12 protein-coding genes and 2 pseudogenes are annotated in these 11,562 nt (G+C 42.6%); 6 read left to right on the forward strand and 8 right to left on the reverse strand.

What is annotated here, in order from left to right; genetic code table 11:
• The first annotated feature begins 34 nt into the window (after positions 1-34).
• Genes tusD through AC0L46_RS04680 form a run of 4 tightly spaced genes read left to right on the forward strand, consistent with a single transcriptional unit; the run spans position 35 to position 1,411 of the window.
• The gene (tusD, locus tag AC0L46_RS04665) at positions 35-427 is read left to right on the forward strand and encodes a sulfurtransferase complex subunit TusD (protein ID WP_473506143.1); all 393 of its coding nucleotides are present in this window, start codon (positions 35-37) and stop codon (positions 425-427) included.
• A 4-nt stretch (positions 428-431) separates the two neighbouring features.
• A complete protein-coding gene (locus AC0L46_RS04670) occupies positions 432-776 on the forward strand; it encodes a DsrE family protein (protein WP_473506145.1) in 345 nt (114 codons plus the stop codon).
• Between the two features lie 15 nt (positions 777-791).
• Complete coding sequence (locus AC0L46_RS04675) at positions 792-1,079, forward strand: DsrH/TusB family sulfur metabolism protein (protein ID WP_473506147.1); 288 nt, start codon at positions 792-794, stop codon at positions 1,077-1,079.
• Between the two features lie 11 nt (positions 1,080-1,090).
• Entirely contained in the window at positions 1,091-1,411 is a 321-nt protein-coding gene (locus AC0L46_RS04680; protein WP_473506150.1) for a TusE/DsrC/DsvC family sulfur relay protein, read from the forward strand.
• Positions 1,412-1,478: 67 nt separating this feature from the next.
• Here the strand turns inward: AC0L46_RS04680 and cobA are convergent, their stop codons facing one another.
• From cobA to AC0L46_RS04720, 8 genes and pseudogenes are all read right to left on the reverse strand, one after another.
• Positions 1,479-2,240, reverse strand: a complete 762-nt coding sequence (gene cobA, locus AC0L46_RS04685) for a uroporphyrinogen-III C-methyltransferase (protein WP_473506152.1) — start codon at positions 2,238-2,240, stop codon at positions 1,479-1,481.
• A gap of 59 nt (positions 2,241-2,299) precedes the next feature.
• On the reverse strand, positions 2,300-3,601 hold the full coding sequence (serS, locus tag AC0L46_RS04690; RefSeq protein ID WP_473506154.1) for a serine--tRNA ligase: 1,302 nt from the start codon (positions 3,599-3,601) through the stop codon (positions 2,300-2,302).
• 64 nt (positions 3,602-3,665) lie between these two features.
• Complete coding sequence (gene crcB / locus AC0L46_RS04695) at positions 3,666-4,037, reverse strand: fluoride efflux transporter CrcB (protein ID WP_473506156.1); 372 nt, start codon at positions 4,035-4,037, stop codon at positions 3,666-3,668.
• Positions 4,034-5,392, reverse strand: coding sequence for a replication-associated recombination protein A (locus AC0L46_RS04700; RefSeq protein WP_473506158.1), 1,359 nt, complete (start codon positions 5,390-5,392; stop codon positions 4,034-4,036). Before AC0L46_RS04700 ends, crcB begins: the two co-directional genes overlap by 4 nt.
• Positions 5,392-6,021 carry an outer membrane lipoprotein periplasmic chaperone LolA gene (lolA, locus tag AC0L46_RS04705; RefSeq protein ID WP_473506160.1) on the reverse strand — a complete coding sequence of 210 codons (630 nt, stop codon included), beginning with the start codon at positions 6,019-6,021 and terminating at the stop codon, positions 5,392-5,394. Before lolA ends, AC0L46_RS04700 begins: the two co-directional genes overlap by 1 nt.
• 44 nt (positions 6,022-6,065) lie before the next feature.
• Positions 6,066-7,832 (reverse strand): annotated as a pseudogene (locus AC0L46_RS04710) (DNA translocase FtsK); the annotation flags it as partial.
• 450 nt (positions 7,833-8,282) lie between these two features.
• Positions 8,283-8,737, reverse strand: a pseudogene (locus tag AC0L46_RS04715) (DNA translocase FtsK 4TM domain-containing protein); the annotation flags it as partial.
• Between the two features lie 197 nt (positions 8,738-8,934).
• The gene (locus AC0L46_RS04720; protein ID WP_473506162.1) at positions 8,935-9,765 is read right to left on the reverse strand and encodes a hypothetical protein; all 831 of its coding nucleotides are present in this window, start codon (positions 9,763-9,765) and stop codon (positions 8,935-8,937) included.
• A 585-nt stretch (positions 9,766-10,350) separates the two neighbouring features.
• Here AC0L46_RS04720 and aat point away from each other — a divergent pair.
• Together aat and infA are read left to right on the forward strand one after the other, a co-directional pair.
• On the forward strand, positions 10,351-11,094 hold the full coding sequence (aat, locus tag AC0L46_RS04725) for a leucyl/phenylalanyl-tRNA--protein transferase (RefSeq protein WP_473506164.1): 744 nt from the start codon (positions 10,351-10,353) through the stop codon (positions 11,092-11,094).
• 225 nt (positions 11,095-11,319) lie between these two features.
• Complete coding sequence (gene infA / locus AC0L46_RS04730) at positions 11,320-11,538, forward strand: translation initiation factor IF-1 (RefSeq protein WP_148831492.1); 219 nt, start codon at positions 11,320-11,322, stop codon at positions 11,536-11,538.
• The last annotated feature ends 24 nt before the right edge of the window (positions 11,539-11,562 follow it).

Below are 11,562 nucleotides of genomic sequence, written 5' to 3' on the forward strand. Positions count from 1 at the left end.
AAATCGTTTTTCTATTCTTATTCAGGTTTTTCTAATGCAATACGCCCTGCTTATCACAGGTTCTCCTTATCAAACCAAAGCATGCCATACTGCACTGCGCTTTATAAAAGCCGCTTTGGCCAAATACCCTAATTGCATTAAAGGTGTGTTTTTTTATGAGGATGCCGTCTTGCTTGGCAATCAACTTAGCCAGCCACCAAGAGATGAAATAAGCCTTCTACAAGCTTGGCAAGACATCGCCACACAACATGATGTTTCTTTGTATTTATGCATTGCCGCAGCAGTAAGGCGTGGAATTATTAATGAGAGTGAAAGCCAGCGTTATGAGTTAACACAACACTCTTTGGCGGAACATTTCCAATTAGAAGGATTGGGAACCTTAGTTGATCTCATGAACACCACAGACAAAATCATTCAGTTTAGGTAGCCATATGAAACACACTTTAATTCACCTAAACAGCAGTCCATATTCCAACCTTTCCTGTAAAGAAGGGCTAGATCTGGCTCTCGTATTAGCAACGTTCGAACAACCTGTCGATCTTTGCATCTCTGGCGGCGCCTTAGCCATTCTGGTAACGAACCAAAACCCTAGTGCAGAACAGGGCAAGAACCTTCATAAACTACTAGAAGGTCTGGAATTTTACGACATTGAAAATATTTTCGTAGAACAAAGCGATCAAATAGCTGGCTCAGATATTTGGCAAGGCATTCAAACCCTTGAAAGTCAGGATTGGCATTCATTGTTTTCAAACTATCAACAAGTCTTTCGATTTTAACTTTCGGTTTTCATTATGCAGCTTCATCAAATAAACCAATTATCCTATTCAGCAGATCTGGAAATGACTTGGCAAAACAGCCTCAAGGAAGGCGACCAAGTTCTCTTGATTGAAGAAGGCATCTTACGGACAACTCAAACGTTAGAAGCATTACAGCAGCTGTCCCAAGCAAAGCAAGTTGAGGTGCTCTATTTACAAAGCGATGCAACAGCCTATGGCTTGTCTCCCAAAATAGGCAAAGCACTATCTGACGAAGAATGGATCGATCTGACATTCTCTGCAACATCAAACATAACTTGGTAATGACAATCACAATGGAAATAAACACACCACCTTTAGACGAAGAAGGTTATTTACTCAACCTAGAAGACTGGACGCCAGAACTGGCGACTCATTTGGCGCAAGAACTTGAGCTAGAATTAACAGAAGCGCATTGGGAAATCATTTATTTACTAAGGGATTTCTATAAAGACTTTGAAGTGTCTCCCGCCATGCGTCCATTGGTAAAAGCCGTGACCAAAAAGCTCGGAGCAGAAAAAGGCAAAAGCATTTATTTAATGACTCTGTTTCCAGGCAGCCCACCAAAATTAGCCGCAAAAATTGCCGGTTTACCAAAGCCTGCTAACTGCTTATAAAAAACGGAGCTTACTGACAACATCAATAAGCTCCGTTTTTATGAATGCTCTAAAAGTCTAAAGTAATCTAGTACTTTCCGTACCATTCCAGTTTTTCTTGCAAAGCCACCACTTCGCCAATAATCAGCAAAGCAGGTGATTTGGCTTCATTTTTCGTCGCTACATCATAAACTTGATCAATGGTTGAAGTAAAAACGCGTTGCTCTTTAGTCGTACCTTTTTCAACAACCGCTACTGGCATAGAAGGCTTCATACCAAATTTAATCAAAGACGCACTAATGTCTTTTAGGGCCGTCAACCCCATATAAATCACTAAGGTTTGAGCCGGATGAATCAACTCTTCCCAAGGCAAATCTGTTGTGCCGTCCTTTAAATGACCTGTTAGAAAACGAACCGACTGAGCATAGTCTCGATGGGTCAAAGGAATGCCTGCATAAGCCGCACAACCCGCCGCAGCCGTAACGCCTGGCACAACCTCAAAAGGCACAGCTTCTTGGATCAACTCTTCTAGTTCTTCTCCGCCACGACCGAAAATAAATGGATCACCGCCTTTCAGACGAACCACCATATTGCCTTCTTTCGCTTTCTTCGTTAGAAGGGCATTTATGTCTTCCTGAGGTAAGCTATGAAGTGATTTTTCCTTGCCGACATACATTTTCTCAGCGGTTTCAGGAATCAACTCAATAATTTCTTTACCGACCAAACGATCATATAGAACCACATCCGCTGCTTTTAATAAGCGATGCGCTTTTAACGTTAACAATTCTGGATCGCCAGGACCCGCACCAATCAAATAGACCTTGCCCGTCATAATTTTTTTACTGCCCACTACTGTCTATAGAGAATAAAAAAGCCTCTGTGGGAGGCTTTTTTATTCGAAAGCGTGACTTACGCTTTTTTCAATAAGGTTTTACCACCCATATAAGGTACTAGAGCGCCGGGAACACGAACACTACCGTCTTCGTTTTGATAGTTTTCCAACACAGCAACCAAAGTACGCCCAACGGCTAAACCAGATCCATTCAAGGTGTGTGCCAATTCAGGCTTACCTGTTTCTGGGTTTCTCCAACGAGCTTGCATACGACGAGCTTGGAAGTCCCACATATTAGAACAAGAAGAAATCTCACGATATTTTCCTTGGCCTGGCAACCACACTTCAATGTCATAAGTTTTATGAGCAGAGAAACCTAAGTCGCCACCACATAGAATCACCGTACGATAAGGCAGATCTAATCTTTGTAGGATAGTTTCTGCATGGCCAACAAGTTCTTCAAGCACTTCTTCAGAGCGATCTGGACGACAAACATGCACCAACTCAACTTTCTCAAATTGGTGTTGGCGAATCATACCGCGGGTATCACGACCATAACTGCCTGCTTCACTACGGAAACATGGCGTATGAGCCACAAACTTTTTATGTAAGTCTGCATCATTTAGGATTTCGTCACGCACCAAATTGGTAACAGGCACTTCCGCAGTCGGGATCAAATACAAATCATTGTTGCCACTTTCTTTATCGACAGGCACTTTGAAAAGGTCTGCTTCAAACTTCGGCAACTGCCCCGTTCCTTTAAGAGAGTGAGAGTTCACCAAATAAGGTACATAAACCTCAGAATAACCATGTTCATCAGCGTGTGTGTTGATCATAAACTGAGTCAAAGCACGATGAAGGCGAGCAAGATCAGAACGCATCACAGCAAAGCGTGACCCCGTTATTTTTACCGCCGCTTCAAAGTCCAACATATCCAAAGCTTCACCAAGATCTACATGATCTTTTGGCTCAAAATCGAATTTTTTCGGCTCACCCCAACGACGAATTTCAACATTATCGTCTTCAGTTGCGCCTTCTGGCACAGATTCATGAGGTAGGTTTGGAATACCTTCTAACAAAGCTTCCATTGCCAACTGAACATCATTCAATTGGTCTTTAGCGGCATTTAGGTCATCGCCTAATGTCGCAGTTTGTTCTTTCAATTCCGCCGCTTTGTCTTTATCGCCAGACTTCATGGCTTGACCAATTTCTTTGGATACCGAATTACGGGTTTGTTGCAGATGTTCTGTTTCTACTTGAATGGCCTTACGACGCTCTTCCAAGGAAGAAAAAGTCGCCACATCCAACTCATAGCCTTTCTTTTTAAGTTGAGCCGCAATGGCTTCTGGGTCAGCGCGCAATGCTTTAATGTCTAACATCTCTGCAACAATATCCTTTAAACAATGTAATAAAAAATGTGATCAATACTGATCATGAATGGGGTTAGAAAAATCGAGCCGCCGCCATACCAATCGCGAGGCCAACAACACCCAAAATGCAGCTCAATAATAAATAGCTTATGGCACTTAGCCAAGCCTGCATGTTAATAAGCGAGACAATTTCCAAAGAAAAGGTAGAAAAAGTGGTAAATGCCCCTAAAAAACCCACCATAACCAAAGGACGATAAGGCTCAAGTGACGGCATCCTTTCACTTACCACTACAAATGCAACGCCCATCAACACGCAACCCAACACATTAATGAACAGGGTTGCGAATGGGAAATGATGCTGCCAGTAGCTATTAATCCACCTTGTCATGCCATATCGGCTTAAGGCTCCAAAAGCACCACCTATTGCAATCATAAGATACATCATAAATCTTGCTCTCTTACATTCCCACGGTAGCGCTGTAGAGCGCTTTCTTCATCAAGCTTCGATAGCCAATCCAACTTATCCGCGATTTTTTTCTCTAAACCACGATCTGTCGGTTGATAATAACGCATTTCGGCCAATTCTTCTGGCATATAATTTTCGCCAGCGGCGTAAGCGTATTCTTCGTTATGAGCATAACGGTATTCATCACCGTGCCCCATGCTTTTGGCTAAAGACGTCGGAGCATTCCGTAAATGCACAGGCACCTCATAGCTTGGCTGCGCAGCAACATCGGACATGGCCTGATTAAACGCCTTATAAACCGCATTACTTTTTGGCGCACAAGCCATATAAACAGCCGCTTGAGCAATCGCACGATTTCCTTCACCTGGGCCAACACGCTCAAAAACATCCCAAGCGTTTAAACCGACTTGCAAGGCTCTTGGGTCTGCGTTGCCAATATCTTCAGAAGCAATCGCCAACAGACGTCGCGCGATATACAAAGGGTCGCAACCACCATCTAGCATTCGCGCCATCCAATACAAAGCACCATCTGGAGACGAACCTCGCACCGATTTATGAAACGCTGAAATCTGGTCGTAAAAAACATCTCCTTTTCGGTCAAAGCGACGGACACTGCCACCAAGAACATCTTCAAGCTGTTCTTGCGTCACTTCCGTTCCAGGCTCAACCAAGTCAGACAATATTTCTAAAAAGTTCAAGCCACGACGAATATCGCCATCGGCTGCCTGCGCCAATACAGAGAGGAAATAGTCAGAGACTTGGAAACCATATTCAGCCATGCCTTTCTCGTGACTTTGCAAAGCTCTCACTAAAACAGATTTTACTTCTTCGACCGTAGGTGACTTTAATCGGTAAACACGGGCTCTCGACAGCAAAGCGGAATTCAATTCAAAGGCAGGGTTTTCGGTCGTGGCACCAATAAACAAGAAAGTGCCGTCTTCGATAAAAGGTAAAAATGCATCTTGTTGAGATTTATTAAATCGATGAACCTCATCAACGAACAACACTGTTTGCGTACCTTTCACCATACGCAATTGCTTCGCCTGATCAACAGCGGCACGAATGTCTTTCACGCCAGACATAACAGCTGAGATTTCGATAAATTGCGCATCCAGCGCATGAGACAACAACTGAGCAAAAGTTGTTTTACCAACGCCCGGAGGGCCCCAAAGAATAAAAGAATGGCAATTACCTGTTTCAACCATCCGTCGTAATGGTTTTCCCGGGCCAACTAGGTGCGACTGCCCAATATAATCGTCTAGGTTAGAAGGCCGCATTCTTGCAGCTAAAGGCTGATAAGCACCTGTTGGTATATCCGAGAAAAGATCTTTCATTACTGACCTTCTACAATCACATCCACATGATCTGGAAGATCTAACACGAAGTTTTCTTTCGCGACGCCTTCATGCTGCTCGACGTTTTGGAACTCCATCACAGTGGTTTGCCCAAGCGCATCGACGATACTCATGGAGGTAATCACTTCATTTCTAAAAGATAAAGTAAGAGTTTGGAATAAATCCTGCTCTTTCTTAGGCTCTAAACGAAATTTTTCAGGCCCCATTGTCGTCACACTGTAGTTAGGTAAAACCTCTGCAGCTGGCTGGCCAAGCAAGGCAGCGGGAGAGTTACCAATAGAGCTAGCAAGAGGCTTAATGGTCGCCTGCTCCAAATCCACATCCCAAACGGTAATGCTTGTACCATCCGATACAATTCGCTGTGCAAAAGGCGAAATGCTGTCCCAAACAAATTGATTTGGCTTAGCTAACAAGAAAACCCCTTTACTCACCTGAAGCTCGTGACCTTTTTCATCATACGTTACCTGACGAAATTGCCCTTCAATGTCACGATTTCCTTCTAACAAATGCTCGATTCTACTTTCGACACTGTCTTCGGCTTGCACTGCAATCGCTTGAAAACCCAAAAAAATGCTAAATACACATACAGCAACTAATTTATTAATCAAACTGCTTCTCCAAACACTTCCAATAAAACAGGAAGATAAAATAATTATTCTGGAATCAAAATGTCTCGCTGACCATTGGTGCCCATTGGCCCTACTAAGCCGGCTGCTTCCATTGCTTCCACCAAATTAGCCGCTCTGTTGTACCCTATTTTAAGACGGCGTTGAATAGAGGAAATGGAAGCTTTACGCGTTTCAATGACAATTTTCACGGCTTCGTCATAAAGTGCATCCTTGTCTTCACTGTCACCACCAGACATTAAGTCTTCTGGGTTCACCACAACGTCTTCAATGTACTCTGGCTCACCTCTTTGCTTCCACTCTTCCACAACCGCATGCACTTCTTCATCAGAAACAAAAGCACCATGAACACGGATCGGCGTTGGCAGACCCGCTGGAAGGTATAACATATCACCCATTCCCAAGAGTTGATCTGCGCCACCTTGATCCAAGATGGTACGAGAGTCGATTTTTGATGACACCTGAAACGCCATACGCGTCGGAATATTGGCTTTAATCAAGCCAGTAATAACGTCCACAGAAGGTCGCTGTGTCGCCAAGATCAAATGAATACCAGCGGCACGGGCTTTTTGGGCAATACGTGCAATCAGCTCTTCCACTTTTTTGCCGACTATCATCATCATGTCTGCGAACTCGTCAACGACAATCACAATGTAAGGAAGAGGTTCTAGGTGCGGCACAGTACGCGCTACACCGTCTTCAGAGAACATCGCCATTTCAGGCTGCCATAAAGGGTCTTCAATTGGCTTACCCGCTTCAATGGCATCACGCACTTTTTTGTTGTAGCCTGCGATATTACGCACACCTAATTTCGACATAAGCTTATAGCGTCGTTCCATTTCGTCTACTGACCAACGTAACCCATTCGCCGCATCCTTCATATCAGTAATAACTGGCGTCAACAGATGTGGAATACCTTCATAAATAGAAAGCTCAAGCATCTTAGGGTCAACCATGATCATACGCACTTCGTCTGGTGTCGATTTCAGCAACATACTGAGAATCATGGCATTCACACCAACCGACTTACCAGAACCTGTTGTGCCTGCAACCAAGACATGAGGCATTTTCGCTAAGTCGACAACAACTGGCTCACCAGAAATATCATGTCCTAAAGACAAAGTTAACGGTGAAGATGAATGATCATATCCGTCGCAGTTAATGACTTCAGAAAAGTACACTGTGTCGCGAACTTGGTTTGGAATTTCTATACCGATGGTGGATTTTCCAGCGATGACTTCAACAACACGAACACTCATGACACTTAAAGAACGCGCAAGGTCTTTCGCCAAATTGGTAATACGAGACACTTTAACGCCTGGCGCTGGCTGTATCTCAAAGCGTGTAATGACTGGGCCTGGGTTCACCTCTACCACTTCTGCCTTGACGCCGAAGTCTTGCAGACGTTGTTCAAGAAGTTCAGACAAGGCCAACAACTCATCTTCAGTGTAGCCACCCTGTTTCGGTTTCGGCTTAGTTAATACTTCCCGGCTTGGTAACGAATAGGCTTTTTGATCTGATTTACTCTCAACATCGTTGGAAGAAGGCCCGCCAAGTGAATCTAACTGTTTAGCTTCAGACAAAGTGCGGAAAGCCGGTTTATGCGCTGCAGGAGTCGAAGGCACAGGTTCAGCCTCTTCACCGAACAAAGCCGCATCCGCTTGCTCTTTTGTAATAGTCGCTGATTTTGACTCTATTGCATCTGACTTCGTATCTGACGTTGCGTCTGAAGAATCAGCATTAGAATCAGACCATGATTCTTCAATATACAGAGTGTCGCCAAAGTTGATATCCGGCTCATCAAACGACAAGCTGTCTAAACCATCAAAGTCGGGCTCTTCATGAACAGCTGGGCTTTCATCTGTCGTTTCATTTTTCGGTTTTGAAGACTTAGCTTTTGAAAACAAAGAAGAGAGACGAAATTTAGATGCTTTAGCTTCTTCTTGCTCAGTCGTTAACGGCTCAGGCAAGTCTTGCTCTGTGGATGTGTCCAGCAAAATATCTTCACTGACTTGTTCATTATTGATCGTTTTTTCTTTTCGTCTTTTTCGCAGGATAGCCGGCTCTTCTACTTCATCGGAATCCAAAGATACATCAGCAGAATCAGACTTTTTACTGGCTTTCACCTCTTGGCGATTCTGATGCTTATCACGAAGAAACAATCCAAACCTAAAAAGAGTTTCCCCTAAACGATCCATTAAACTCAGCCAATGCAGCTGAGATAATAAGGTAAACGCTAAAATCACTAAAGCTAAGCTAACCAGCGTTGCGCCATCATAACCAATAAAGCCATATAATAATTTACCTAAACCTAAACCTAAGACACCACCTGCGCCATACTGCAGAGTCGAATCACCGACTGTGTGCAAAAAGCACAGCACAGAACCAAAGGATAAATATAAAATACTGCCCAATGTACAGAGCAAAGCATTATTAATAGGAAGAAGGGAATGAGGATTGCGCCACAAAATAATAGCAACCCAAAAAATAAAGGCGGTAGAGAGTAAAATAAAGATCCAAAAAAGCCAGACATTAAATCGGCAATCGTCGCGCCAATTGGCCCCATGGAGTTTTGAATCGCTTGGCCGTTACCAGAATAAAACCAGCCAGCATCGTTTGGGTTATAGGTGTAAGTTGCCAACCCGAAAAAAAATAAACACAAGAGCGCTGCAATAAACGCCGCTTGTTTAGCAAACATATTCCATATTGGTGAGTGTGCAGACTCACTCGCTTTTTCTGACAAAACACGCCTTCCTATTTTTATGCTAACCAAAACAAATACATACTCTAAAAAAACAGAGTGACAATTTCGTCAAGCTTACCATAAAAAAAGCCAGCCCAAAGGGCTGGCTTTCGCTTTTACACTAAGTAAACGTTTCTAATAATAGAAAGGTCTTAGAAAGAAGCTGTAACACCAACAATTGTTGCTTCAGTAGTATAATCACCAGCGTAGTTTTCTACGTAGTAAGTCAAATCACCAACATTGTATGCTGCAATGAAGTAAGTACCATCTGTTTCAGACTCAGTTTCGTTTGCATACTGAAGAGTCAAAGTAAGCGCTTCAGTTGCAGCGAAAGCTACAGAGAAGCCCATTTCAGCAACATCAGCATCAGTAGAATCTGTACCCATGCCGTAGTTAGCAGATAGAGTCAATGCATCGATAGAAGTTTGAACACCAACGTTAAGAGCAGTTGCATCACCTACAGAACCGCCAGATACACCGAAAGAGAAACCATCCATTTCAGTAACATAAGATAGAGCAACACCGATATCAGAATCAGTTTCAGTAGTAGTATCACCTTGAGTTGCTTCTAGAGCAACAGTCAACTCTGGAGAAACAGCGTAACGGATACCTGTATCATCAGTAGATGGAGCGATACCAGTGTAACCGATCTCGTCCATACCCATGAAAGCACCAGATGCTACAGAACCGTCGAAACGACCGAAAGATACAGCGCCTTGTTTAACAAAAAGCTCTTCTGTAGTTACAGTAGTCGCACCGTCTACACCAGCAGCAAGTTCGATTTCAGCAAATACAACGCCATTATCAACGTTGATTTCAACTTCACCTAAATCGATACCATCCGCAAGGCTAGCTTCATCATAAGAAGTGTATTCGATACCAGCAGTACCAGAGAATACAGCTTCAGCAGCCATAGTAGTTGTAGAAACAGCAGCTGCAACAGCAGATACCGCGAAGATAGAAGCAAGTTTAATCGCTTTCATTCAAGATTCCCCTTTATATTATATTATGTGGCCTTGTAGACCGATTTGATAAGTTTCTGTCAATTCAAGAAACGTTGTTAAATCAACGACTCATGCATCTTAAAACCAATCAGTTTCACTTTTGTGACAAATGCCAAAAAAGCTAGCTATTCTGTAGTTCCTAACACAGCAACCCCAAGGTCACTTCAAATTACAGTTTAGGACTGCATCGATTAAAACCAAGTTTCAAGGTACTGGTCAAGCATTCCTTGCGCTTTTTTTCTTTTTTTTTCATTTTGCGCTCTCTTTTGATCGAAAAACACTCAATAAAAGCAAAAAAAGGTCATTCCCTTGATTTATTCCTACACAATCACAAGAATCCATCCAGACAATGTGTCAATTCATTGCAAGCCCAGTACTTTTTCTTGCTTAATTGATGTATCGGGATATGAATCAATATCTTTAGTTTTTTTGTATAATTTTCCCAAGTTTTTATTTCACCTAAAAAACACGTTATTGAATCTAGGGAAGGTACGAACAAGTCCACTGCCTTCAGCATGTGGATAAATCTTTATTATTCGAAGCTAGCTTTAGGAACCCACTTCAATGCAAGCACCTTCAGAAGACAATCAACCAGAGCTGATTTTGCTGACTGAATCACCTTATGACACTCCTCTCCCACATAAGGCATTACAAGATCCAGAGGGTTTATCCGCTATAGGTGGCGATTTATCGTCAACTCGCTTAATACACCTTTACAGTAAAGGGTTTTTTCCTTGGTTCAGCGACCCAGATCCTATTTTGTGGTGGCACCCTGAACAAAGATGTGTACTTACCCCTAAACAATTCCATTTTTCGAAATCCTTAAAAAAGGCAATTAGGAAAGGCAACTGGCAATTTTCTGTTAATAAAACGTTTGAAACCGTGATTGGACACTGCTCTTCATTACGGGCAGATAAGGAAGGAACTTGGATATCAGAAGACATAAAAACCGCTTATTCTGAGCTTCACCGCCTTGGTTATGCGCATTCTATTGAAATATGGCAGGACGACATATTAGTGGGCGGCTTTTACGGTGTCGCAATGGGAAGAATGTTTTTTGGTGAATCCATGTTCTCACTTGCACCAAATGCATCAAAAATTGCTTTAAAAACCTTCTGTGAGCTAGCTCAAAAATGTGGCATTGAATTAATAGATTGCCAAGTTGAATCCGAACATTTGCTCTCGCTGGGCGCCGAATTAATGCCAAGAGAGAATTTTGTCACCATTTTGCAGCAACTTATTTCAAACACTCATACCAATTCAGAGCTTATAAAGCTTGGCCAAAAAACAGAAAAATGGGCGATTTAGCCCGAAAAGAGACAAGAAAACCCAACAACTAAGTTTGCCTTACGATACTTTTTTAGGCAAAATATGCTCGATCAAAATTCAGACGTCGCTAAATTAGGCTTTATGACTAGTAAATTTAGCGCTCAATTGGAAAAGAAAAACATGAATTTCTTTTTCTGTAGACCTTCGAGTAATCCATGGTCGGCGTCTACTAAATATACAAGTTAACACCATAGGACACATATTGTGGCAAAAGAAGAAGGCTTAGAAATGGAAGGCACTATCATTGATACGTTGCCTAACACCATGTTCCGTGTCGAACTAGAAAACGGACACGTTGTAATTGCTCATATCTCTGGAAAAATGCGTAAAAACTACATCCGTATTTTGACTGGCGATAAAGTAAAAGTTGAGTTAACACCTTACGACCTTACAAAAGGCCGTATCGTTTACCGAGCTCGTTAATTTAGTCATTGCGCCATACCAGCA

Source organism: Marinomonas sp. 15G6-16 (assembly GCF_055809555.1).